Origin of the sequence: Paraburkholderia sp. RL17-373-BIF-A, assembly GCF_046030175.1 — a bacterium.
Lineage (GTDB): Bacteria > Pseudomonadota > Gammaproteobacteria > Burkholderiales > Burkholderiaceae > Paraburkholderia.
Genome location: NZ_JARESO010000087.1, coordinates 1 through 23,962, shown reverse-complemented (window position 1 = coordinate 23,962; position 23,962 = coordinate 1). Strand labels below are relative to the sequence as shown.

The 23,962-nt window shown below is 60.1% G+C and carries 28 protein-coding genes and 3 pseudogenes; 17 read left to right on the top strand and 14 right to left on the bottom strand.

Annotation, left to right across the window (positions count from 1 at the left end):
* Positions 1–580 (bottom strand): annotated as a pseudogene (locus P0D80_RS45155) (hypothetical protein); the annotation flags it as partial.
* A 662-nt stretch (positions 581–1,242) separates the two neighbouring features.
* Here P0D80_RS45155 and P0D80_RS45150 point away from each other — a divergent pair.
* Positions 1,243–2,058 carry a fused MFS/spermidine synthase gene (locus P0D80_RS45150; RefSeq protein ID WP_408294008.1) on the top strand — a complete coding sequence of 272 codons (816 nt, stop codon included), beginning with the start codon at positions 1,243–1,245 and terminating at the stop codon, positions 2,056–2,058.
* 176 nt (positions 2,059–2,234) lie between these two features.
* On the opposite strand, the gene P0D80_RS45145 is transcribed toward P0D80_RS45150, so the two are convergent.
* The 7 genes from P0D80_RS45145 to P0D80_RS45115 form a co-directional block, all read right to left on the bottom strand.
* Positions 2,235–2,564 (bottom strand): hypothetical protein, encoded by a 330-nt coding sequence (locus P0D80_RS45145; RefSeq protein ID WP_408294003.1) that lies wholly within the window; start codon positions 2,562–2,564, stop codon positions 2,235–2,237.
* Between the two features lie 202 nt (positions 2,565–2,766).
* Positions 2,767–2,964, bottom strand: coding sequence for a ribbon-helix-helix protein (locus P0D80_RS45140; RefSeq protein WP_011493367.1), 198 nt, complete (start codon positions 2,962–2,964; stop codon positions 2,767–2,769).
* Between the two features lie 171 nt (positions 2,965–3,135).
* Positions 3,136–3,363 (bottom strand): hypothetical protein, encoded by a 228-nt coding sequence (locus tag P0D80_RS45135; protein ID WP_408190295.1) that lies wholly within the window; start codon positions 3,361–3,363, stop codon positions 3,136–3,138.
* 81 nt (positions 3,364–3,444) lie between these two features.
* Complete coding sequence (locus tag P0D80_RS45130) at positions 3,445–4,071, bottom strand: fused MFS/spermidine synthase (protein ID WP_408293998.1); 627 nt, start codon at positions 4,069–4,071, stop codon at positions 3,445–3,447.
* A 210-nt stretch (positions 4,072–4,281) separates the two neighbouring features.
* Positions 4,282–4,545, bottom strand: a complete 264-nt coding sequence (locus P0D80_RS45125) for an HPr family phosphocarrier protein (RefSeq protein ID WP_408293995.1) — start codon at positions 4,543–4,545, stop codon at positions 4,282–4,284.
* A 52-nt stretch (positions 4,546–4,597) separates the two neighbouring features.
* Positions 4,598–5,044 (bottom strand): hypothetical protein, encoded by a 447-nt coding sequence (locus tag P0D80_RS45120; RefSeq protein WP_408293992.1) that lies wholly within the window; start codon positions 5,042–5,044, stop codon positions 4,598–4,600.
* A 359-nt stretch (positions 5,045–5,403) separates the two neighbouring features.
* On the bottom strand, positions 5,404–6,165 hold the full coding sequence (locus P0D80_RS45115; protein ID WP_408293989.1) for a YoaK family protein: 762 nt from the start codon (positions 6,163–6,165) through the stop codon (positions 5,404–5,406).
* A gap of 393 nt (positions 6,166–6,558) precedes the next feature.
* Here P0D80_RS45115 and P0D80_RS45110 point away from each other — a divergent pair, with 393 nt between their 5' ends.
* The 9 genes from P0D80_RS45110 to P0D80_RS45070 all read left to right on the top strand — a co-directional run bounded on the left by P0D80_RS45110 (position 6,559) and on the right by P0D80_RS45070 (position 15,584).
* Entirely contained in the window at positions 6,559–6,942 is a 384-nt protein-coding gene (locus P0D80_RS45110; protein ID WP_408293986.1) for a hypothetical protein, read from the top strand.
* Between the two features lie 72 nt (positions 6,943–7,014).
* Positions 7,015–7,839, top strand: coding sequence for a fused MFS/spermidine synthase (locus tag P0D80_RS45105; RefSeq protein WP_408293983.1), 825 nt, complete (start codon positions 7,015–7,017; stop codon positions 7,837–7,839).
* Between the two features lie 29 nt (positions 7,840–7,868).
* Positions 7,869–9,878: a hydrogenase 4 subunit B gene (gene hyfB / locus P0D80_RS45100; RefSeq protein ID WP_408293980.1), complete on the top strand. Its 2,010-nt coding sequence runs from the start codon at positions 7,869–7,871 to the stop codon at positions 9,876–9,878.
* Positions 9,875–10,825, top strand: a complete 951-nt coding sequence (locus P0D80_RS45095; protein ID WP_408293977.1) for a respiratory chain complex I subunit 1 family protein — start codon at positions 9,875–9,877, stop codon at positions 10,823–10,825. Before hyfB ends, P0D80_RS45095 begins: the two co-directional genes overlap by 4 nt.
* On the top strand, positions 10,826–11,485 hold the full coding sequence (locus tag P0D80_RS45090) for a formate hydrogenlyase (RefSeq protein WP_408293974.1): 660 nt from the start codon (positions 10,826–10,828) through the stop codon (positions 11,483–11,485).
* Positions 11,478–12,938: a hydrogenase 4 subunit F gene (locus P0D80_RS45085; RefSeq protein WP_408293970.1), complete on the top strand. Its 1,461-nt coding sequence runs from the start codon at positions 11,478–11,480 to the stop codon at positions 12,936–12,938. The genes P0D80_RS45090 and P0D80_RS45085 overlap by 8 nt, the downstream gene beginning before the upstream one ends.
* 3 nt (positions 12,939–12,941) lie before the next feature.
* The gene (locus tag P0D80_RS45080) at positions 12,942–14,504 is read left to right on the top strand and encodes a hydrogenase large subunit (RefSeq protein WP_408293968.1); all 1,563 of its coding nucleotides are present in this window, start codon (positions 12,942–12,944) and stop codon (positions 14,502–14,504) included.
* Entirely contained in the window at positions 14,504–15,031 is a 528-nt protein-coding gene (locus P0D80_RS45075) for an NADH-quinone oxidoreductase subunit B family protein (RefSeq protein ID WP_408293965.1), read from the top strand. The genes P0D80_RS45080 and P0D80_RS45075 overlap by 1 nt, the downstream gene beginning before the upstream one ends.
* A gap of 115 nt (positions 15,032–15,146) precedes the next feature.
* Positions 15,147–15,584, top strand: coding sequence for a hypothetical protein (locus tag P0D80_RS45070; protein ID WP_408293962.1), 438 nt, complete (start codon positions 15,147–15,149; stop codon positions 15,582–15,584).
* Positions 15,585–15,761: 177 nt separating this feature from the next.
* Here the strand turns inward: P0D80_RS45070 and P0D80_RS45065 are convergent, their stop codons facing one another.
* The 4 genes from P0D80_RS45065 to P0D80_RS45050 form a co-directional block, all read right to left on the bottom strand.
* Positions 15,762–16,253, bottom strand: a complete 492-nt coding sequence (locus tag P0D80_RS45065; protein WP_408293959.1) for a universal stress protein — start codon at positions 16,251–16,253, stop codon at positions 15,762–15,764.
* Between the two features lie 167 nt (positions 16,254–16,420).
* The gene (locus P0D80_RS45060; RefSeq protein WP_408293956.1) at positions 16,421–16,870 is read right to left on the bottom strand and encodes a Fis family transcriptional regulator; all 450 of its coding nucleotides are present in this window, start codon (positions 16,868–16,870) and stop codon (positions 16,421–16,423) included.
* 324 nt (positions 16,871–17,194) lie between these two features.
* Entirely contained in the window at positions 17,195–17,479 is a 285-nt protein-coding gene (locus tag P0D80_RS45055; protein ID WP_408293953.1) for a hypothetical protein, read from the bottom strand.
* Positions 17,480–17,838: 359 nt separating this feature from the next.
* Entirely contained in the window at positions 17,839–18,330 is a 492-nt protein-coding gene (locus P0D80_RS45050; protein ID WP_408293950.1) for a hypothetical protein, read from the bottom strand.
* Between the two features lie 215 nt (positions 18,331–18,545).
* Between P0D80_RS45050 and P0D80_RS45045 the strand changes: the two genes are divergently transcribed.
* From P0D80_RS45045 to P0D80_RS45030, 4 genes are all read left to right on the top strand, one after another.
* Complete coding sequence (locus tag P0D80_RS45045) at positions 18,546–18,890, top strand: zinc ribbon domain-containing protein YjdM (protein WP_408293947.1); 345 nt, start codon at positions 18,546–18,548, stop codon at positions 18,888–18,890.
* Positions 18,891–18,980: 90 nt separating this feature from the next.
* The gene (locus P0D80_RS45040; RefSeq protein ID WP_408294005.1) at positions 18,981–19,817 is read left to right on the top strand and encodes a spermine/spermidine synthase domain-containing protein; all 837 of its coding nucleotides are present in this window, start codon (positions 18,981–18,983) and stop codon (positions 19,815–19,817) included.
* A gap of 171 nt (positions 19,818–19,988) precedes the next feature.
* Entirely contained in the window at positions 19,989–20,339 is a 351-nt protein-coding gene (locus P0D80_RS45035) for a hypothetical protein (RefSeq protein WP_408293944.1), read from the top strand.
* Complete coding sequence (locus P0D80_RS45030) at positions 20,336–20,548, top strand: twin transmembrane helix small protein (RefSeq protein ID WP_408293941.1); 213 nt, start codon at positions 20,336–20,338, stop codon at positions 20,546–20,548. Before P0D80_RS45035 ends, P0D80_RS45030 begins: the two co-directional genes overlap by 4 nt.
* Before the next feature lie 871 nt (positions 20,549–21,419).
* Here the strand turns inward: P0D80_RS45030 and P0D80_RS45025 are convergent.
* Positions 21,420–21,626: a hypothetical protein gene (locus P0D80_RS45025; RefSeq protein ID WP_408293938.1), complete on the bottom strand. Its 207-nt coding sequence runs from the start codon at positions 21,624–21,626 to the stop codon at positions 21,420–21,422.
* Positions 21,627–21,725: 99 nt separating this feature from the next.
* Between P0D80_RS45025 and P0D80_RS45020 the strand changes: the two genes are divergently transcribed.
* Complete coding sequence (locus tag P0D80_RS45020) at positions 21,726–21,923, top strand: DUF2970 domain-containing protein (protein ID WP_408293935.1); 198 nt, start codon at positions 21,726–21,728, stop codon at positions 21,921–21,923.
* Between the two features lie 161 nt (positions 21,924–22,084).
* Here the strand turns inward: P0D80_RS45020 and P0D80_RS45015 are convergent, their stop codons facing one another.
* Entirely contained in the window at positions 22,085–22,492 is a 408-nt protein-coding gene (locus tag P0D80_RS45015; RefSeq protein WP_408293932.1) for a hypothetical protein, read from the bottom strand.
* A 105-nt stretch (positions 22,493–22,597) separates the two neighbouring features.
* Here P0D80_RS45015 and P0D80_RS45010 point away from each other — a divergent pair.
* Together P0D80_RS45010 and P0D80_RS45005 are read left to right on the top strand one after the other, a co-directional pair.
* Positions 22,598–23,052: pseudogene (locus P0D80_RS45010) on the top strand (chemotaxis protein CheW).
* Positions 23,053–23,435: 383 nt separating this feature from the next.
* A pseudogene (locus P0D80_RS45005) lies at positions 23,436–23,813 on the top strand (tyrosine-type recombinase/integrase); the annotation flags it as partial.
* Positions 23,814–23,962 lie beyond the last annotated feature (149 nt).

Here is a 23,962-nt window from a genome sequence, read left to right as displayed (position 1 = left end):
AAACACATAGTGCAGAAACCGTCGCAAGTCGCCGGCAACCTTCGTTGCGTTTAAATATTTCGGCAATCTCGGCGGCAAGTTCATCGACCCATTGCTGCAAGGCCGCCAACTGTTCGAGGTACATCGAACCCAGTTGCCGCAGCAGGGGCGTGATCCGGGCATCGGTATCGTTGATGAGCGCAACAATACCCTGCCTTAACAGGGGAAGACCCACCGGGAAGACAAACCCCTCCTCAGCAAACATGCTTCGAATCTGGTTCGATTTCGCTGTTCGCTCATGGATAAGCCGCTCGCGCCTGCGATGAACGGACTGCAGCGACTGCGCCTGAATGTCGAAAGCTGCACAGCCGTTTCGTATTCCGAGTTTCCGCTGGACAAGACAGGCTGTACTCGGAAAGATTGCATCGGGTGTGGTCGTGGCCACTACGATCAGATCGATGACATCCACTTCGATTGCCGCAGCAGACAGGGCGCGAGAGGCCGCCGCTACGGCAAGATCGCTCGTTTGCGATTGACGGTCGGCAAACCGTCGGGACTGGATGCCGCTGCGCGAATAGATCCAGTCGTCGCTCGTTTCGATGCCCCTGCTGGCAAGTTAGGACGCCAGGTCCGCATTTGAAATGTGTTCGGAGGCAGGAAACTGCCGGTTCCGACAATACGTGCAAATGACATGACTAACACCAGTCAGAGTGTGGAAGGAAACTCGCCGCTGTCAGGAAGGACCTCCCGGCGTGAGGGAGCCTGATATCAGCTCCGCCACCGGCGATGAACACCAATTCCAGCAGTCACATGCGCCGCCGGCATATTGCAAAAACCTTTTTCTGTCGACTGCGGCACCATCGGACGCGGGCTTCTGGTTTTATTCCCGTGTCCATCCTGGCACCATCTTTCCGTATACCCCCGCCCGGCTGCGAACGAGCCAGTCGACGGCATGCTGGCACTGATGAGGAGGCGTCTCAAAGGTTGCGCTATTCGCCTGATCGATCAACACCGTGACCTGGGTGCACCTGAATGCCAGACAAACGGGGAGCGTATCCCATGATAATATCATTATCATTATCTACTGCCTGCCTGTGTGACAGATTCATGCTCCCAGGGAGCTAGCCGTCCCGTCGCAGGTTAATGGTCCCGGCGACGGGAACGGGACGACGATTGTGGCCCGCCAGTCAGTCCGAAGACGCGATGCTCATCGCATGCGGTGAGCGGACCGAAACCGAACAGGAACGTCATTCAGACCGCAGCATGGATCACTCTCACGCGTCGTTCGACGCCTATATGAAGTTTCTTGCCGGGCCATCCGCTGACGGTACGCCCGTGGTGCTGGAAACCGAACACGCCCTTTCGCTGCACTTCGATCTGCTGGCCACGCAGAGTTTCATGTCCCGGCGTGACCCTGACAGGCTGGCGCTCGGCTACACCCGGACCATGATGGGATTCCTGCTGCTGCAGCCAGCGCCCACCAGAATCTCAATGATCGGTTTAGGCGGGGGATCGCTGGCCAAGTACTGCTACCGGCATCGTCCCGATACAAGGATAGTGGCCATCGAGATCGATCCCGCGGTGATCGCGTTGCGCGACACGTTTCACATTCCGCCCGATGATGAGCGACTCGAAGTAATCTGCGCGGATGGAGCGGAATACGTCAGGGGCGACGATGCGCGCCCGGATGTGATTCTGGTGGATGGCTTTCTGGCTCACGGCATGCCCGCACAGCTAGGCAACGCCGTCTTCTACTCGGCTTGCCATGCGCGGCTTGCCGACGGTGGTGTTCTGGTCGCCAATTTCGTCGCCGATGACCCTCATATCCCATACTACCTGGAAGAGGCGCGTTCAGTGTTCGGTGAATCGCTTTCCATTTTCATGGCCGAGGGCAGTTGCAACTACACGCTGTTTGCCTGGAAGGGCGTGCCGGGACTTCCCTCCCGGGATAAGCTCCTCGCGCGCGCACGCGTCCTGGCCGCGACACATCCACTGAACCTGCGCGGTGCCGGGCGCCGTTTGAAGCAAGGTGTGAGGCTCGCTTCGGACTGGGCATTCAGACAGAAGCTGACCGGCTGACGGACGCCTGATCCGTGCGGCCGGAACGGAAGCGCCGCGTGACGCCATCCACTAGAATGCAGGCGCGCGAAGGTCGATACAGACACCGCTTGCAAGGGCCCCTGGGAGATATGACATTCAAGGTGCCGGGAACCGGGATGGGCAAGGCAACATCCGTGGTGCGTTGAATGCCAGGGCTATGCCGCACCGCCGTTAGTGCCCCTGCTCAGGGTCGCCACGCATCGGGCGTAGACCACGATCACCCGCGGTGATGCGAAGTTGACCTGCATGTCGCGGGTGAAGTACCAGGATGCGTCCAGTTGGCCGCGCACGATGTCGCCGGCCTTCACAAGTTGTTGCGCGAGATCCGCGGCCATTCGAGTCAATTCAACCCGCAGGCGCCAGCCGGCATGATGATCGTGGCGACGCAGCCAGATCCTCGTGCTCTCAACAAGATGATCGGGCTGCAGCCACGCCCCGGTAGTACGGAAGGCAAATATCTCGGATAGCGTGAGAAAGCAGAGCAACTCTGCGTTCGTCTCAAGCCGGTGCACCTGCGACCTGTCATATCGTTGCGTCCGCGGCGGTCGGACATCGCCACGTTATGCATCGTGCTATCTTGCCGATGCGTGGTGAAGTAGCCTGCCCAGGGGACCTGTGGTGCCGTGGAACCAGGAGCCCGCGCGATGCCTGCCCGGGAACACATCGCTGATCTGGCGCAGGCGTACCTCAGGCGGTTTTCCGGCGCGGACGCGCGCCAATTGCGCTTTTGGTCCGGTAGCTGACGCCATGCTGATCGAGGTAGTCGCGGATCAATTGCCGCACGACCTGGGAGGGCGTCAGGTCCTGCGCCGCGCACAGCTTTTCGAACGCTTCCTTCTTCACAGGATCGATCAGAATCGTGAGTCGAGCGCTTTTCGTTTCCATGACGGGGGGCGAAGTCCAATTATGTTAATTAAATTATAATACATCGCGTGACCCGAGTCATCTTCGTGGCGCCAGAATCACACGGTGGCCGGCGATTCCCCCATGCGCCGCCGATAACCAGCCATTCAACGGCTGGAAACCCAACGGCGTACAACGCGCGGCGACGGTGTGCTAAATCTCCGCCCTGGCACGCAGAAAATCCTGTCCGGCCCGGGTAATCGACACACCGCCTCGCCCATTCGCGGGGACGGATACCAACCCGGCGTTACGCAGCTCCTGCGCGACCGACCAGTTTAACGTGGGCGCATCGCGGCCATATCGCTGCTGGGCCAGACGCTCAAGCGCCCAGATGGCTGCGTGGGTCAAGGTGTTGCTGTCGCTGTGGCTTCCCGCCGTCATCTTCCATCCTCGAGAATGCGCCCGCTCCAACAGGTCGCGATCGCGCAGGGGTTGCTATCCACCAGCGACAGACGCATCCGCTCAGCACGCTTGTTCATATCGATGCCAGTTAAATTTCTTGCCGTACTCGATGCGCGTGGCCGCCGCATGGAGATTCACTGCATGCGTGGGTCCAAGCGCGCGCGCCCGGTCGAGCATCGTGGCGAAGGACGGAAGCTCATCGGCTCCTTTCCACGCAAAAACAGTGACGTTGTGTTCGCTGCCTTCCGACGGCGCCAGGGTCACCGCGTTCGCGAAGACTTCCCTGAGCGAGCGCAGGTAGCGATGGAAGTCAGGTTCGTCGGTCACCAGATTGGCCACCAGGACGCCGTCATCGCTCAACCTGCTGCGACAGGCTTCATAAAACGTCCTGCTGCCCAGCTCTGCGGGCAGGCCATCACCATTGAATCCGTCGACCAGCAGCACGTCGGGACGGTGATCCGGAACCGTGACGTACTGCGCCCCATCGGCACAAACCACCCTGAAGCGTTCACTGTCACGCGGCACGTGAAACCGGCCGCGCAGCGCGATCACCTGAGGATTGATTTCGACGACGGCAATCATGGTGTCAGGCAGATGGCGATAGCAGTATTTCGCCAGCGAGCCGCCACCCAGACCGATCATTGAAATGCGGCGCGGGAATGGCTGGAACAGCAGGAAGCCCATCATGGTGCGCGTATAGCCCAGTGCAAGGGCGTACGGATCGCCGCAACATGGTGCTCTGCACCCCGCGCGCATCAAAGTACAGCGAAACGACCTGGTCATTCTCTATGACCACCGGCCTGCTCGCCTTCCTCTTTCTTTTCATGTGAGTGATCGAAAGGTTCCAGTGCAAGGGCAATCGGCTGGCGTGAACCACACTTCCCTTGCAGCGGTCCGTCAAAAGGATTCCTGCGTATGCAGCATGGCCGAGAGCGATTCAAGCGCTGCGATCTCGTCAGGACCAGTTGCCAGGATGTGCAACTGCGTGCCTGGCTTTGCCCGCAGGGACATCACCGACATGACATCCTTGGCATTGACGGACCGGCCGTTCGCCATACAGATGATGTCGCTCGCGAACCGGGATGCGTGAACGGCAAGCTTCGCTGATCCGTGTCCGTTCAAACCCCACGGGTCGCCCACCTGAACCAATGCCTCGACCAATCCTTTCCCCTATGCATAAACCGTCACTCAAGCCCTCACCCACCGGGCCCGCTCAGTGCATCAAGCCTGCCATGACCCGGGCAAAGAAAGCCCGCAGCAACGGGTCCCATTCTTCATTCCCCAAAGCGATTTCGGCAGTGTCGAGCCGCCTCATTTCCCGATCGAGGTAGGCGGTGCGAAGCGACCTTGGGTGTGGTGGCCCGAAAAAAAACTGACCATCGTCGTCCAGAAGCAGAAATGGCTTCTGCCTGTAGCGAGCACCGAGCAGCGAGGTCGCATCCAGGACATGGCGGGCGGATTCCTTCGGATAGACAAAAATGACGTTGACCCCGCATTCTTCCAGTCGGTCGCAGATATCCGAAAAACGGTAAAGCATCTGGAATCCGCGTTCGCCCGCCCGGCCCACGCCGACGACGATCAGTCCGCGACGACCCATCACGTCCCGCAGATACAGGTGCGTGTAGTCGTGGGACAGTAGCGGAACACTTGTATCAATCACGTCGACCTCCCTGCCGCGCAGAGGCATACACCTCGTTTCGCGCAAGCCCGGCCTGCAACGTGACCAACAAGATCCTTGCCCAAGCCTGCTATATTATTAGCATTTCAGGATAAATCAATGATAATAACATTATCATAATTTGAGGGCATTCATTCCGAAGAGCGGACCAGGCTGTTCGCGGGCTCCTGGATGCGCACGCACGTGTGCTTCGAGAGCGCTTTGGCATCGCGGGCCGACGTGGCTCCCGAACGAGCGGGTGCACCCTGTACTGCGGGATCGGGGAACGGCAGCCACCGCAAAGGTGCCGACAATGCAACCGGCACTGACCCGGAACCCGTCTCGCGATCTGTGCCCGGCGCCTAGCGGTCGAGTCGATAGACGCGCGCGCGCAGGTCGTCAACGAGAGGCACGATGGTCAGCACAATCAGCACGCCCGCAAGCGGCACCGTCGAGGCGTAGCCGATGTGCTTGAATCCCATCGCACCGGCAAAGCCACCGGCGACGAACATGGCCAGCATCGTCACGTGAACTTTCAGCCTCGCCCGATTCGCCAGTACGAAGGGTGCGTCGGGGTCGGTCCTCGCGGAATTCCAGTAGAAAAGCTTGCCCAGTTCGATGCCGATGTCCGTCACGATTCCGGTCATATGAGTGGTACGGATTTCGGCGTCGGACAGTTTGGTGATCATGGCGTTCTGCAGACCCATGATGAAGCACAGGAGCACAACGGTCGCTGGCACGAACAGCGCATCCCACTGCGCCAGATGGCTACCGAGCAGCCCGAAACACAGCAACAGGACGGCCTCGATCAGCAACGGCGACGCGTACTGGCTGTGCAGCCGCCGGCGCCGCCCCCAGTTGACGAGGACGGCTGGACAGGCCGCGCCCAGCAGGAACGAGATCAGCGATCCGGCACCGGCCAAAGCCAGTGAGGTGTCGCCCAGCGCCGCCTGGTCGGCAATTGAGGACACCACGCCGCTCATATGGGACGTGTATTGCCTCACCGCCAGAAAGCCACCCGCGTTAGTGGGGCCCGCCACGAACGTGAGCGAAAAACCAAGCTGCCTGTCGGCCTCGGTACTGCGATCCTTTCCGGTTAGCGCCCGGAAATAGTGTGCTGGCATCAGGTATCAACCCGTGTGTTCGTCAGTCCAGATGCGCTTTAACAAAAGCCGGCACCGGCGCAGCAGATGGAATTTTGAGTTTCCACGCGCGGGTTGAAATCCGCATTCGCGGTGTCCCTGGCGAACACGGCACGTTCTTCACGCACACCGGCGGATTATCACGTATGGAATCAGATCAATAAAACTGCTAGGATGATAACGTGATTATCATAAACTGGTAACCTGATGTTTCTGACGAAGACTTCAGGACGTTAGTCACAGGCGGGCATGGCTTTATTGTGTTCGCGGTGGCAACGACTCCAGGGCGACGTGGTTTGCAGTGACGAGAGGACCGAGTTCGGCAACTGGTGGGGCGCCGATCCCGGCTGCCGCGACGCATTAAGGAGAAGTGCCATGACGTTTGACTGCTCTCTCGAACAGCACCTGCTATCAGGTGTGTCGTTGAGTGATAGCATGCTCGAGCGCGTGCGGCTCGTCAGGTCCAGGTTCGCCAACGAGCGGCTCTGTGCACCCGGGCGCTGGATTCATGAAGGTCAGGCACCGTGGGACGACTCTCCTGAGCTTCACCAGTTGAAGCTGGCGCATGCGAGCTTCCATACCATTGCGCTCATAATCGAGATTTCCGTCACGCAAGGGCGTCTCGCCGAAGCAGCCGCCATGCTCGAGCCTGATGCCCTGTTCGAAAGCGCGACACGCATGCTCACACACGCGATGTCGCGTTTCGAAATGCGCCCGGGCGTGGGTGGCGCATCCGCACTGCACGGACTGATACATTAAGGTCGCCGCGACGACCCCGGTCGCTGCATGAGGCCGGTTCGCCGCACCGATCTGCGCAGCTTCAGGAGAGCAATGGATTTGTCGGCCGATCACAATCAGTTCAGACGCGCCCTGGCGGAGCGATGGGGCAAGACTCTCGGGGAGCCAGTGATTCGCGAGGGCCTGCGCACGCGCTCGCTGTGTTTCGACGCTCTCGGCATACAAAGCTCCATGCGCAGGAGTGATCCGCTCGAACTCGATCTGTCGTATACGCGTGCCATGATGTCATTCCAGCTCTTTCACCCCAATCCCAAAGATATCTTGATCGTGGGACTGGGCGGAGGATCGCTGTCGAAATACTGCTTCCACAAGTTTCCGTCGGCACGGGTGACCACCGTGGAAATCGACAACAGGGTGATCGCGTTGCGCGAGCAGTTTCACATCCCGCCTGAATCGGAGCAATTCCGGATCGTGCACGCCGACGCGGCGGAATATCTCTCGGATAAGGTTGGCGTCGCGGATGTGATCCTGCTCGACGGCTTCGACGCATTCGGCTTACCCGCCTGCCTGTCCAGCCAGTCCTTCTACGACTGCTGCCATACCGCGCTGCAAGACGAAGGCGTGCTCGTGGCCAACCTGCTGAACAGCGACCCGCGACTCACCACCCACCTCGACCGGCTCCGCCGCGCGTGCGATGGAAAACTGTTCCGCACCACGGCGCGACGTGAAGGCAACACGATTGCCATCGGCATCAAGCAGGCAACCGTGCCGGGGTGGCTTGATCTCTACGCCCGCGCGGAAGCCATCACGAAATCGATGGGGCTTGACCTGTACCGGTATGTCAAAAAAATGGAACGTCATCATCGGGTAGACCCGGTTTCGGGATACCCCGCATCTGGCCCACTGGCCGTTGAATAACCCCCCCGACGGCAAGGGAGACAACGCCGATGGAACACCTGCTGGTCATCCATTACATGCTGCTGGCAGTCGCAGGTTGGCTGGCGGTTGGGATTCTGGGACTCGCGACCCTGCGCCGCACACGCGTGGTGGCGCACGGCCTGTTTCCACTCGGCGCCGTATTCGGTCTGCTTCTGTGCGGACTGGGTCTGGCTGGCGTGTTCTCCGGTCCCCAGCAAGCCGTCCTGCCGCTCGGGTTGCCGGACCTGCCGTTTCATCTGAGACTAGACGGCCTGTCGGCATATTTCCTCACCGTACTTGGCGTGGTGAGCACGGGCGTAAGCGCGTTCTCCGCCGGCTATTTCCGCAAGGGCGAGGGCACCCCGCCCGGGCTACTGTGCTTCGAGTATCACGTGTGCCTCGCCAGCATGGCAGTGCTGCTGCTGGCAGACGATGCGTACTGCTTCATGGTTGCGTGGGAGACGATGACGCTGTCGGCCACTTTCCTGGTGATGACCAATCACCGCTTTGCGGAGATCCGCCGGGCAGCCTGGCTCTACTTCCTGATCTCCCACGTCGGCGCGCTGGCGCTTCTGCTGTGCTTCGGCCTGTTGCAGGCCAATACCGGCGACTATACGTTCGCCAATATGCGTGAGCAGCATCTGGACGTGTTCTGGGCGTCCGTCGCCTTTCTGCTGGCGCTGTTCGGCTTCGGCACGAAGGCAGGCATTTTCCCGCTGCATGTCTGGCTGCCCGAGGCCCACCCCGCCGCGCCGTCACCCGTGTCGGCTCTCATGAGTGGCTTCGTACTCAAAGCCGGCCTCTACGGCGTGCTACGCACGGTGTTCGACCTGCTGCACGTGCAAATCGCATGGTGGGGCGTGCTCATGCTGATGCTCGGGCTCTTCACCGCCCTGTTCGGGGTCGTGTTCAGCGCCATCCAGACGGACATGAAACGGCTGCTTGCGTACTCGTCGATCGACAACATCGGGCTGATGTTCGTGAGCATGGGGCTAGCCATCCTGTTTCGGGCGTACGGGATGAATGCACTGGCCGCCTTGTCGTTGACGGCCCTGCTCTACCAGATCGCCAGCCACGCTACCTTCAAGAGCCTGCTGTTTCTCGGGACGGGTTCCGTACTCCACGCCACCGGCGAACGCAATCTCGGGCGTCTGGGCGGCCTGATCCGTTTCATGCCGTGGACGGCGTGGGCCGCTCTCGTGGGCACGTTTGCCAGTGCGGGCCTGCCGCCATTGAGCGGCTTCGTCTCCGAATGGCTGCTGCTGCAGAGCTTTCTGTTCACCCCCGGCCTGCCCGACCCGTTCCTGAACATGGTGGTCCCGCTCGTTGCCGCGCTGATTGCTCTCGTGGCCGCGCTCGCGGGCTACACAATGGTCAAGTTCTTCGGCATCATCTTTCTCGGTCAGCCTCGCGAGGCGAAGTTACGCGAGGCACGGGACGCAAGTCCGTGGGAGCGCGTCGGCTTCGTGTGGCTCGCAGCGATATGCGTGCTGCTCGGGTTGCTGCCGGTGCAGTTCGTGGTCGCTCTGGATCGCGTCACACAGGTGCTGGTTGGCGCGGGCATCGGACCGACCGTCGCGCGGAACGGCTGGCTGCTGCTCGCACCCACCAGTGCAGGCCGTGCCAGCTACATGCCGCTGGTTTTCCTGCTGTTCTTCGTTGCCTGCTGCGGGCTCGCGTGGGTGCTGGTACGCCGTCTTTACCATGGGCGCCTGCGGCGGGCGGCCCCTTGGGCCTGCGGCTTTCCGTTCGTGAATGCGCGCATGCAGGACACGGCAGAAGGGTTCGGGCAGCCGATCCGTGAGATCTTCACTCCGCTGTTCAGGATCGAACGGCAACTACCCTCCCCGTTCGACAAACAGCCCGTGTATAGCGTCACCGTGACCGATCGCGCATGGGCCCTGATTTATGCGCCGATCGAGCGGCTGGTCAGGCGCGTCGCGGCACTGGCCGGCTTGCTCCAGACAGGTCGCATCGCCGCCTATCTGATGCACAGCTTTCTCGTGCTGATCGTGCTGCTGATGCTGGTGAGACGATGATCACGCCCTCCGGATTGCTCTCCCAGGGACTGGAGATCCTGCTCGCACTGGCTGCGGCTCCCCTGCTGACAGGGTGGGTCAATATGTGCCGCGCGCGTTTGCAGAACCGCCGGGCACCGAGCATCTGGCAGCCTTACCGGATGCTTCACAAGCTGTTCAACAAGGAGTCGGTCGTCGCCGACCAGGCCAGCCCCATATTCCGCGGTGCACCGTATGTCGTCTGGGCATGCATGACGCTCGCCTGCGCGATCGTGCCAACGCTTTCAACCGACCTGCCACTGTCGCCCGCCGCTGACGCGATCGCACTGGTGGGTCTCTTCGCGCTGGCCCGCGTCATGATCTCGCTGGCCGCGATGGACGTCGGCACCGCGTTCGGCACGCTCGGCGCGCGCCGCGAGATGCTGGTGGGTTTCCTCGCGGAGCCTGCCTTGCTGATGGTCCTGTTTTCGGCGTCGCTGATTACGCAGTCCACCCTGCTGACCAGTATTGTCCCAACGCTGAGCCATCGCGAGCTGGCAATCTATCCGAGCCTCGCGTTCGCAGGTATCGCCTTCACGATGGTGTCACTCGCCGAGAATGCGCGCCTGCCGGTCGACAACCCGACCACGCACCTCGAACTCACGATGATCCACGAGGCGCTGATCCTCGAATATTCCGGCCGGCATCTCGCACTGATGGAATGGGCCGCGAGCCTCAAACTGTTCGCGTATTCCTGCATCGGCCTCGCGTTGTTCATTCCGTGGGGCATCGCAGAGGCCGGCAATCCGACAGCGCTACTACTCGCGATACCCGCGCTATTGGTCAAGTTATTGATAGGTGGCGCGGCGCTTGCGGTCGTCGAGACGACCAACGCGAAGATGCGCATTTTCCGCGTGCCGGAGTTTCTCGCGACAGCGTTCCTGCTCGCTGTCATCGGGATGCTCGTTCACTTTCTGCTGGGGGCGTGAATGCACGGGTTCGCCACGCAGATCATCAACTTCCTGGCCGCCATCCTGCTGCTGCTGTCGTTTGCAATGCTCAGCCAGCGCCGGATCCTGTCGCTGATTCACCTGTACACGCTGCAGGGCCTGACACTCGTGTCAGCCAATGTCATCCTGGGATATGTCACCGCCGACGTACACCTCTATATCTCCGCCGCACTGACCCTGGCGCTCAAGGTCGGCCTGATTCCCTGGATTCTTTACAGACTGGTCCGGCGGCTCAACGTCAAAGCGGATGTGGAGTCGCTCCTCAATATTCCCGCCACCCTGCTGATCGGCATCGTGCTCGTGATCATCGCATTCAACGTCGCGTCGCCGATCAGCCAGCTCGCGTCGTCAGTCGCGCGCGGCACGCTCGGCATCGCACTCGCCTGCGTGCTGCTGTCGTTCATGATGATGATTACACGCGCAAAGGCTATACCGCAGGTGATCGGCTTCCTGTCGATGGAAAACGGTCTGTTTTTTGCCGCGGCCGCCGCCACGAACGGCATGCCGATGATCGTCGAACTCGGCATTGGACTCGATGTGCTGGTGGGCCTCCTGATCCTCGGCGTATTCATGTTCCAGATCCGCGAACAGTTCGATAGTCTGGATATTCATCACCTGGAAAAACTCAAGGATGACTGAAGCCTGGGTACTGCTGCTGGTTTTTGCGATCCCGCTCTTCGCAGGCGCAAGTCTGGCGCTCGTGGGACAACACCATGTCGCGGCGGAACTTAACGTCGGCTTCAGTTTCCTGACACTTGTCGCCGCCACGCTGCTTGCCGTGCAAACCGTGGCGCACGGGCCTGCGTTCGCGCTGGGCAAGCTCTTCTTCGTCGATCCGCTCAACGTATTTCTGGTTACGCTGACAGCCTTCGTCGGCTGGACCACGTCGATCTTTTCGAGGCCTTACATGCGCATCGAGCGTGACCGCGGCAAGATGACGGGCCCTCGCATGCGCCTTTACCACAGCATGTACCAGCTATTCATCTTTGCGATGCTGCTCGCGCTGCTGACCAACAACATGGGCATCCACTGGGTCGCCATGGAAGCCGCCACGCTCGCGACGGTGCTTCTGGTCAGCGTCTATCGCACCGCAGCCAGTCTCGAAGCCGCCTGGAAATATTTCATCCTGTGCGGCGTCGGCATCGCGCAGGCGCTGTTCGGCACGATCCTGCTCTATCTCGCCGCAAGCCGGCAGCTCGGCGACGGCGATGCGCTGCTCTGGACGAGTCTGAACGCGGTCAAGGGCAGTCTCGATCCGACCATCATGTCGCTAGCGTTCGTGTTTCTGCTGATCGGCTATGGCACCAAGGTCGGCCTCGTGCCGATGCACAACTGGCTGCCCGATGCACACGCTGAAGGCCCTACGCCGATTTCGGCCGTGCTGTCCGGCTTGCTGCTCAACGTCGCGCTCTATGCGGTCCTGCGCTGCAAGGTGCTGGCCGACGGTGCACTCCACAACGGCCTGCCGGGACACCTGCTGGTCGGATTCGGGCTGGTCTCGGTGCTGGTCGCCACTTTTTCGCTGTTCCGGCAAAAAGACGTCAAGCGGCTCTTTTCGTATTCGTCGATCGAACACATGGGTCTGATGACATTCGCCTTCGGGCTTGGCGGCCCCATCGCGACCTTCGCGGGCCTGCTGCACATGACGGTCCATTCGCTCGTCAAGTCGGCGATCTTCTTCACCGTCGGGCACGCGGCTCAAAAGGCCGGCACCCAGGCGATCGACGACATCCGCGGCTTGTTACGCGTGAGCCCAACCCTTGGGTGGGGCATGATGCTCGGCGCGCTCGCGATTCTGGGCATGCCGCCATTCGGTGTCTTCGCGAGCGAATTCCTGATTCTGACGACAGCGATGAGCAAACTGCCGTGGGCCACGCCCTTCCTGTTGCTCGCGCTTGCCGTGGCGTTCGCGGCCATCTTCGTGCGCGTGCAGGGCATGGTGTTCGGCGACACGACGGCCAAAGTTCTCGAACACCCGCCGGCGTTGCTGCCCGTGTTCGTCCATCTCGGCATCGGCTTGATGCTCGGGCTCTACATTCCGCCCTATCTTGCGACGTGGTATCGGCAGGCGGCGGCCATGATCGCGGGGTGACACATGCGCATCGATGAATTCGGGTTTCCCAACCTGGTTCGCCTGTCCGATTTTGCGGGCAGGTCGTCGGCTTTTCTCGCACGGGTCGATCATGATATGTGGACCCACACCGCCGCCGCGGTGCGCCAGGCGGGTGGCCGCCTGATCTCCGTGTGGGGTGCCGAAGAAGCTCCGGGCATATTCGTGATCTCCGCCGCTTACGCGCTGGAAGACGGCATCCTATGGCTTCAGTTGCCGGTAGGCGACGGGCATGGGGACAGCGACGGATACCCGGAGATATCGACGGTCTTTCCGTGCGCGATACGTATGCAACGGGCCGTCTACGAACTGGTCGGGCTGCGTGCGATCGGCGCCGAAGATACACGTCCGTGGCTGAATCATGGCAACTGGCCTGCCGATTACTTTCCGTTGCAGAAATTATCCTCCGGGACCGAGCGGTTTCAATCCCAGGAGGCGGACTATCCGTTCGTCCACGTTGAGGGTGATGGTGTCCACGAAATTGCCGTCGGTCCGATCCACGCAGGCGTGATCGAGCCCGGACACTTCCGCTTCTCGGTCGTCGGCGAAAAGGTGTTGCGCCTCGAGGAGCGGCTGGGCTATGCGCACCGGGGAATCGAGCGGCTGTTCGAGCACGTGCCAGCGCTCGACGGACACCGTCTCGCAGGACGCATCGCCGGAGACACCACGGTCGCCTTTACCTGGGCCTATTGCATGGCGGTCGAGCGCGCGTTGAATGAACGGATTCCGCCACGCGCGCAGTGGCTGCGCGCGCTGCTGCTCGAGCGCGAGCGCATTGCCAATCATCTGGGCGATCTGGGTGCGCTGGGTAACGATGCCGGGTTCGCGTACGGTCTCGCACGGTTTTCCCGCCTGAAGGAAGACTGGCTCCGTCTGAACGACCGGTTTTCTGGACATCGCTATCTGATGGATCGGATCGTGCCAGGGGGCGTGGCAAAGGACATCGATACGCGATCCATCACAGCGATGCTGACGCAGTGCGACCAGATCGACGCGCAGGTTCGTGTGATGCAACGCATTTACGACGATCAATCGGGGCTGCAGGATCGTTTTGCAGGCGCAGGCATACTCTCCGCCAAGGTGGCAGGTCACTTCGGCGCGTGCGGGCTGGTTGGGCGAGCAAGCGGCCGGAAAACCGATGTGCGTACCGATCACCCTTACGCGCCCTATCATGAGGTTCAGGTGCAGATGGTCAGCGATGAGCGGGGCGATGTGGCAGCCCGGGTCGCGGTCCGCTTCGGCGAAATCTACGAATCCATCCGGTTGATTCGCGCCCTCCTGGCCGATCTGCCGGGTGGGGAGATCGTCTCCCGGATTGAACACACCGGATCTCCATCCCGCGGGGTCGGCTGGATCGAGGGCTGGCGCGGGGACGTGTTCGTCGCACTGGAGACCGGAGCTAGCGGGACCATTTCGCGCTGCCACTGCCACGACCCGTCGTGGCAGAACTGGCCAGCCCTGGAACACGCGATCATCGGCAATATCGTTCCGGATTTCCCGCTGATCAACAAGTCGTTCAATCTGAACTACGCGGGACACGACCTGTAATGTGGCAACTTCTCAAACAGATCGCGACAACTGGCACGCCGACTCTGCGCGTGCCCGAGAGCGATGACGCATGGCGGGCCGAAGGCCACCGTATCCAGCAGGAAATACTCGATGTGCTCGGCCGGGCGCTGTGCATTCGCGAGGTCGATGCGGGTTCCTGCAACGGTTGCGAACTGGAAATCCATGCACTCAACAATCCGTACTACAACATCGAGGGTCTGGGTATCCGCTTCGTCGCGAGTCCCCGCCATGCCGACTTGCTGCTGATCACCGGCACGCTGACACTGAACATGAAGGAAGCGGTGCGGCGGGCCTACGAAGCGACGCCCCATCCGAAGCTGGTCGTCGCAGTGGGCGAGTGCGCCTGCACCGGTGGCATGTTCAAAGAAAGCTACGCCGTGTGTGGGCCGCTCTCGAAGCTTCTTCCTGTCGACGTCACGATCCCGGGCTGCCCGCCGCCCCCCATCGATATCCTGAGAGGCGTTCTCGCCGCGCTTCGTACGAAACACGCAACCTCCCTGCCATGATCACGGTCCGGGAACACTGGCCAATCACGGCGTTCATGGGTAAGGGTTCCACACGGAACCCACGTGTGATGACCGCCCCAGTGTGCCACGCTGATATTTTTACGGACGACGCGCGATGAGTGAGCAATTGAGCCGACTGAAAGCAATCGGCAGAGCGTGGCCACAGGCGCTGACGATAATCGTTTTCATGGTGGCAATCAGCCTGCGCTTTCCACTATGGTTTGTGATGCTCTCGGCCACCGTCAACGGCACCGCCCTGATATACCTCACGCGGCACTTCGCGTTCCGGCGGTCCCGCACTGGTGGCGCCCCGTTCCTCGGCCTCATCATGATCGGCAGTGGACTGGCGTCTGTCGCCCTGACCCTTAAGTGGTGGGCCGTGGAACGGCAGTTAAAGCTCGCGCCCGGTGTGCTCCTGCATATGGCCGGCCATACAGAGGCAACTTCAGATCCAGCGTTGGCGTGGTCTAGCGTCCTGACCCAGTGGAGCTCCTGCTCGATCTTTCTGGTGATTGTCGCGGTGTGGGCGCTGGGCAGCGGACGTGCCGACTGAATACAGGACCCGCCCAGTGCGTCAGCCGATGTTTGCCGTGCACGCGCGAAAGCTGCAGTCTACGGGCACCGTTGCCAGCCTCGTGGTGGTGCCGGTGATGGGGACGAGACACGCACCGGGATGAGCGCGAGCGAAGCGTGCGCAACCACGTACGTCTGGGGCGGAGAAGGCTTTGATTCAGATGGTAGCGTTGCTGGATTCCATGCCACGACCCGCACCGGTCTGCGTCGCATCCCGGACGACGAGAACCGGGATCTGGCAGTGCGTGAGCACCTTCTGGGTCTCACTGCCGAGCAACAGGGCGCGCATACCGCCTCGACCGTGGGACGCCATGACGATGAGATCACAGTGTCGTTGCGTCGCCACGCTGATAATCGCCTCGTATGGGTGAGCGCGGTTCCTGGTAAACGTATCGCACTCGACACCGACCTGGGTGGCCGCTTTCGTGACGACCATGAGGTAGTCGTCCGCATGCCGTCGGGCAGCCTGAATAAACTGGTCCTCGGTGTCCGCGATCACTTCGGCGCCGTACGCCAAAACATGGAATTCCGGGATGACATGAAGCCCCGTAACCCTGGCGCCACTTTCACTCGCGAGCGTCACCGCCATCTGGATCGCTGCTTCGGAGAGGGTCGACCCATCAGTCGGCACCAGCAGATGCTTGAACATACGTTTCTCCCATCGGCCGGGCCTGGTCGTCCTGACGTTCTGCCCGAAGCCCGCAGCTTGAGCCAGGCACTCCTGAATCAAGGCTATTACTTTCAGTATAGTAATATTTACGATTCGTAGAAGGTTGATTATTTTGCGACAAAGTGCCGCGCGCCGACCCCACCTCTCTAACCGTTGCCCTCCGCTGCGACAATGGCAGCTCCGTGTGCGATCAGGCGGCCCAGACGCTCGTTCGCCCGAAGAATTGCCTGAAGACGGGTTTCCCTGAGTTGCCTGTCATACTCGTTGATGACAGTAGAAATCAGCCCAATCACTTTGTCCGGGTAGCTCCAGTCGCCCACGGCTTCTCGACGATCAAAGATCGCGGCCACTTCCTGCTCCGCCTCACGCACACTGTCGAGAGTGAGCAGGCCGTGCCCGTCCTCCGTGAGATAACGGGTCATCAGGATAACCATATAAAGCCGCCGCGTAATGGACGCGTCGCCGTGTCTGCCGCGCGCAGCCTCGAGTGCCATCCGGTGCTGAAGCATGAGTGCATCTACGTCGGCCCGTGGCATGGGAAGGAAGAGTGCTTTGCCCCGAGTGGCCAGAGCATTCCCGAAAATCTTGCGTGCCATCAAAATTCTGCCTGTTTGTGCGTAGCGATTCGGAGGCGTAGCGGACGTTGTCGGCAATCAGGACCACACGCGCTTGCATCGGCAATGTGGGCCACGACCCTTTCGCCCGCCCGTTTATTGATTGAAAGTGATTCCGGTGTCGAGACCTTTGCCTCTCCTCCGAAAGAAGTCCATCGCGCCCGCCCGCGGCCTCTCTCAGGTTCGTCCGCCCCTCGAAATCCGCAAACCGCTTTACAGGCGAGTTCACTGGCCTTTATTCAGAAGCCTGTCCCTTTCGCAAGATTCCTCGACAACGATCTAAAGCCCACCAGACTTACCGGGTCACTAGCCCCCTGGCGGCCGCTTGCGCCATGCCGTTGCAATTGTGTCTTGTGTCAGCCGCAAAGGTGAGGCGCGGTTTTTCATGAACGCCCTGCTGGCGAGGGTAATCGACAAGCTGGTTCGTCCCGTTGCGCCATAGCTAACGAATCCGGCGCTGATGAGTTCTCGGGTCACTGCCCATCCAAGGGCGGGCACCTCCCGGCCATAGCGGATTTCGGCAAGGTACTGCAGCGCCCACGTGGCCGACGGGGAAAGGTTGCGCGTGTCCAGTCTGTTTTCGTCGTTCATGACATCTTCACGGTGTTGCGATCTGCCGCAGGGCGACGGATGGGGTGTTTCACGAGCAGTTCGAGAGGTTCACCGTCGCCGGACTGCGCCGCCAGGCTTTGCTGATGCGCCCCACCGCGTCCAGACGGTCTATGCAACCATCGCCCATCTGGAGTGCGACGCGTCGGGCTAGTGTTCTGAGAAGTGGAATGGGAGCATTGCCTTTCCAGGCAAAGCAAGCAGGTTGCTGGGCCTACTCTCCGCAAGAACGACGATGACAGATGATCCTTGGACCCAAGCACAACCGCGCCGCGAAAGATCCGCGGAGACCGCACGCCCGCATACCGGGCCCCGTTCGGAAAGCTTTTTCAAGGCGGGCACTATGAATCTGACCTCGTACTGCGGTGACAATCAATCTGTATTGCTGGATACCCGTCGGATTCCAGAGGGCTGGACAGGAATGTCTGCAGCAAATCCACCCATGCGTCGTCCTGCAGATCGACGTTCGCTGCGGCAATCAGTCGCAGGCCGCGATCCATGTGCGTAAAGCTCAACGAGCGCGCATGCTGCGGCCGTCGGAAGAAATGCCTATCCCCGTCGAGCAGCAAAACGGGGCTGCCCTGCAAGCGGCTACTTGCGACGGACAGCGGGTCCAGCACGTGTCGTGAGGATGTTTTCGGATAGATCAGGACCAGATTGACACCTGCCTTCACCAATTGTTTTCCAATGCAGTTGAACCGATAGACCATCTGGAAGCCACGTTCCCCCCCTTTGCCCACGCCAACGACAACAATTCCGCGGCTGCCTACCTGCTCCCCCAGCGACGTGGGTCGACGGTCAGGTGATAGCAATACTCCGTCCAGATCGAACATGGTGATGTCCTCGTCGGGCCGGTTCCGGTTGTGTTCAGCAGCGCCAGGTCAGAACGTAACCGACGTTTTCCTCGGAAAGTGTAATTATAGTAGAGTTCTATTATAATAAAATGTGTGTATCAAAATGTCATCGCTCCAAGTGGCCGGGCGGGACGATGCGAGCAGCTCACGCATTGGTTTCCTTGCACGCTTCGAATAACTTGAAGGGAGAATGTGTGTCGGATGTACCGCCGTGTCCAAACTGTGCCCAGGAGAACACCTACCCTGACGGCACGCTAAATGTTTGTGCTGATTGTGGTCACGAATGGTCACCCCACTCGATGCAGGCGTCGGACGACCTGCCGGAGATGAACGTTGTCAGGGACGCAAATGGAAATGCCCTGTCAGACGGAGATTCGGTGGTTCTGGTAAAGGATCTGCGTGTCAAAGGCTCCTCAATCACACTGAAGGTGGGTACCCGCGTCAAGAGCATCCGTCTGGTGGAAGGTGATCACGAAGTGGACTGCAGGATGGACGCGGGCAGTTTCATGCTTAAGGCGTGCTATCTGAGGAAGGTATGATCGGATGCGCATGACAGGTATCACGGTCGTCGCGCGAGCAAGTCAGGCCTGGATATCTGATCGTTTCAGCTGCCAGGATGAATGCTTGAGATGAGCGATGATTGGGCATCTTATGCTGCGTTTGTCGAGTTTTTATCGACCCCGCTGGACGACGGCCGGCCGTTCGTGCTGGAAACGAAGCGTGGGATATCGTTGCATTTTGATCATTTTGCGATACAGAGCTCGATGTCGCGCAGGTCGCCAGACGAACTCGTTCTTGGCTACACGCGGACGATGATGGGGTTTCTACTTCTCCAACCCCAACCCGAACACATATGCATGATCGGCCTGGGTGGCGGATCGCTGGCGAAATACTGCTATCGCCACCTGCCCGAATCCACTATTGCCGCAATCGAAATCAGCGCTGAGGTCATCGCCCTACGCGACGTTTTCCGGATACCGGCGGATGATGATCGGTTCAAGGTGATTTGCGCCGACGGAGCGGAGTACATGCGAGACGCTGCTGTAGCGACAGAGGTGATCCTGCCTGACGCCTTCGGCGCTCGCGGGATGTCTGACCAGTGCGCGAACTTCGAGTTTTTTGCCACGTACCGCGAGAGGTTGACGGATTCTGGCGTACTCGTTGTCAATTTCACTGGCGACGATCCAGAATTGCCGTTCCACGTGCAAAAACTTGAAGCGGTGTTTGGCATCTCATATGCGCTTGTGTCGTGCAGTGGAGGGGCGAACTATGTCGGCTTCGCCTGGAAGGACACGCGTCATTTGCCGTCAAGGCAAGCGTTGCTGGCACATGCGCGATCCATGAGTTGGATAAGCGATCTCCGTCTATCCGCAACGGCCAGACGCCTGAAAGACGGCGAGTGTCTAGGCTGGAGACGTCTGGCCTGGCCGTCAAACGGGAACGTGTGCTGGAGAATTGACGCCTGAAAATTGGGTAAGTCCTCCCGTTTGTGTGGCTACACCCCGGCGACAATGGGGATACGATCAAAAGTTGAAGCGCTTCCCGTGGAGGGAATCGCCGAGCCTCGGAACTTGAATGCGCGGACTGGCTAGTCCCTATCACCCAGCATTAGTTAGTCATCGAAATAGTGAGATTTCATGAGTCCAGCCAAGTTCGTACTTAGTTATACCGCAGTGCCACTGATTGCGATCGTTGGTGTGGTCATCTGGACTTCCGTACCTGCGTCGAAGGAAATCGATGCTCGACAATACGCAGCACTTTCAAGCGCATATACAGATTTTCCGCCACAATTTCGACGTGAGATTGCCAGTGCAATGAAGCACGACCAGATTGATGATTGGGATTATCAGGCACTCGCACGCCAATCGCTGAAGGATGGGATCGCGTTGGACTGGCCGGCGACCGGTGCAAGTGATGTGGTAGCGGAGCGACGCAAGCTGGCTGCCCTGGTTCATTCAGATCCTTACCAGTCAGGAAGTCAGAAATGAAGGATGTTCTCGTAGCAATCGCATTCGCGCTGATCGTCGGCAGCCTGATTTCTGCGCTTTATTTCATGAACCACGACCGCGGACGCACCGGACGGATGGCCTGGTCGCTTGCAGTGCGGGTGGGGCTGTCCGTTACCCTGTTCCTCAGTTTGTGGGTTGCACATTGGCTGGGTTACATCAACCCGACCGGAATTCCGATTGGTCGGTGAGCCGACGGAAATGTATGCTGTTGAGACAAAATAGTCGTTTCGATGGCGCCACTACATATCCCATCTATAACGCACAGCGACGTTGCTTACAGCTGCGCATGACCGGCGCCAGACGCTGGCGAACGCTCTTGCCTCCGGGGCTCCGGTCAGAATGCGCTCACAACCGTCCGATTTGGGCCCGGCTTGAGACGGATGTCAGTCGAGTCCCGCGCGGAGTTTCCGCATCGGCATGATCTAGAGAAAGCAGTCGCCGGTAGGCGGTTCCGCGCGCCTGTACACGGCGAGCATCGACAGGACGGCGGAACAGCGCTGTACAGGGACAATGCCTCCAGGCAAATACATTTACATGGCATGATAATGCTATCGTCATGCAACTACTCTGCGTGCAGGGTTAGCTTACGCAGCCCGGCAGCATCTCTGCGCGATCTGTTTTTCGCAAGGCAGCAGGGCGACAGCAGGAAAGTTGGGGTGTTCAGTTGGATCCAACAGTACACGAAGTCAACTATGGAAAATTGCGGCTTCAATCTGGTGCAGCCCTGGCGGTTGCCCCGCGAGCGACGCCGGTACACTGCGATCTTGTCCTCACGGTATCGCCGCACGACCTTCGCGCTGGTCGAGTTCGTGGGGAGTTTCAGTGATCAGCATGCCGCAGGCTCGAGCCCGCTGCGGATCTCCACGAGACTTCTGTGACTGGACCGATTCAGTTCGTCCGTGCCCCTCGACGCTCGCTCATCCATCGCGATCCAACGTTTGCGCTAACTCCGTTGTCCCATCCAGAGCAATTGGTAACAACAAGCGTCGTGAGAACGCAGGTGCCCGAGGCACTTCCCCACCGTGTTGCGGCGCTGTCGGCTCAGTCCACCGGCGAAAATCAAAGTGGCAGCACGAGCCTGAGCATGATGATCAAGCTTGCAACAGCGCGCGGTTTTGTGATGCCTGGGGAAATCACAATTACCGGCCGGAGCATGTTGCGCAAGCTCACGTTATTGAGAACATGATCAATGCCTTCAGCGACATGGGCATCGCCGTATCTTGATGCATGCACCATGCACCATACGCCGAGTGCATGGTGATCCATGGCCAAACGCTTGTGGATGCGTCCGCCGAAGAGGACGAGGAAGAGGAATGGCGACGAGCTCTCTAGCTCATTTTATGATTTCTGACGGAGGATCAAGGAATGGCTGAAAGTGCCAAAGCCCAGGTTGTGCGCGCGTTCCGCGCGGTCTTTTGGGCATTTTTCGGTGTCAACAAACGAAAAAATCTCGAAGCGGACGCAACGCAACTGAATCCTGTGGTCGTTGTTATTGCTGCACTCACTGCAGTGGGCGCATTTATTGCGTTGCTGCTTCTCATTGTGAATGTGGTGGTCGGTTGACGCTCAACGAGCATCAACCGACGGCGTTAATAGACGTGCGTGTCTCGCTCGCGTTGGCAAGGTCTTGACGAGAGGAGAAGCAATTGTGGTGGGCGTTGCGGGACGGCGCGCCCTTCCCGCCCCTCTCGTTTGTTCATTAGCTATCGGTTAGAATGCGCCGTTTACTGCGGCTTCAGTTTCGTCAGAAACATCTCGAGCGTCGGGATGCGTCCGAACGCGGCGAGCAGTGCGGTGGGCACCGACTTCAGGTACGCCTCAAGGTTCGCACATAACAATGCGATGTTGATCATGCGGCCGGCGCTGTGCACGATATCGCAGCGGGCCCGCCAGATCCGCTGCAGGTGCCAGCGCAACCCCTGTTCGACCCGGATAAGAAATGTCTTCATGTCGGTCGGCGAGGCGAGGAAACCCATGAACTGGTCAAAGCGCATCTGTGTGAACCGCAGGTCCCGCAGTCGGTCGTTGATCGTCTGGCGATGCGTCGGTTGAGCAAGGACAGTGTAAAGCTGTGCGAGGTCCAGTTCTTTCAGGGGTGATCGAACTTCCCGTGCGCAATCTGGCGGTTTCATTCCGAAAATCCACCTGAATCAACAACTTGCAAAATCGGCGACTGCGAGAATGTCGCAGAACGGTCGAGCGTTACTGTGCACGGCTCTTGACGCAATTATCGCCATATTTGGCACGATTCGCACGATTGCCCCCGGCTGGGTGCCGAGGAATACGGCGTCGATATCCTGCGGGTGCAGGAGATCCGCTCGTACGAGGCGCCTACCCACATCGTCGATGCGCCGGCGTTCGTTAAGGGGGCAACCTGCGAGGGGTGATCGTGCCGATCGTGGATCTCTGCGGCTAAAGTTCGCGCTGGCGTCTGCGGAGTACAACGACGCGACGGTCGTCATCGTATTGAACGTAGCTAGAGGGACGGTGGGCGTTGTCGTGGACGCGGTAAGCGATGTGGTCGAACTGACCCTGGCCGATCGCTGACCTGCGCCCCCAATTTGGTGTCGCCATTGCGACCGGGTTCATCACCGACCTGGGCTCCGTCGCGGGTGAGGACGGGGACCGGATGCTGATCCTGCTCGACATCGAGCGACTGATCACGGCTGCCGACGTCGGCCTGCTCGCTTGACGAAGGCGATTCACATGGCCGACGCTGATGCACAGCAGAACTGGTCTCCGGTTGCGGATATCTATCTGGGCCGCCAGCCGATTCTTGATCGCAGTCGAGCGCTGGCCGGTTATGAATTGCTGTTTCGGCGCGACCAAACTGGCACGGCACAAGTAACGGATGCCGACGAAGTAAGCGCGCAGGTGCTGGAGAATACGCCGGGCTCGTTTGGCATGAGTGGAATCCTGAATGGGCATCCGGGTTACATCAATGTCGGAGCCGGCCCGCTGATGAGCAATGCGCTCGAAGCGGTACCGAAGGGTGGATTTGTGCTCGATATCCTGGAGGACGTGGAGTTCGATGACGCAGTGATCGCCCGTTGCCACGCGTTGCATGCCGCCGGATACCGGCTCGAGCGCGGCCTGTTCGCCCTGCCCTCACGGCACGAAGTCACGCCGCTCGTGCTGCCGCTGGGCAAATCGATGAAGCCGCTCACACGCGCCGCACTGCACTCAATCGTCAAGGGCACCTTTGCCGGCGCGGCCGAAGGGCACCGGTTGCGCGGCGACGGGTTCAAGGGACAGGCCGATCTGCTCGATCACGCGTCCGCACACTGGTTGCGCCACACCGCAGGCGTCCACATCGCCGACGGCGGCACCGATCTGCGTACCGTGCGCGACAATCTTCGTCACGCCTCACTGACGAGCACGAACCCCTACCTGCACACGCCCGACGACGAACGCCACCGCGAAACCGAGGAAAAACACCGGATCGACTGGTAAGGTTTCGCCCGAACCGTTGGTGAAGGCGCGCCCCGATCCGGAACGCCCGGACAGGCAATTACTCACGCTGGATTGATCCGGAAATTGAATAGCGACCATGCTTTTGGCGCAGGTCAACGGATACCGCGGTGGCGTGCGATCCACCGGCA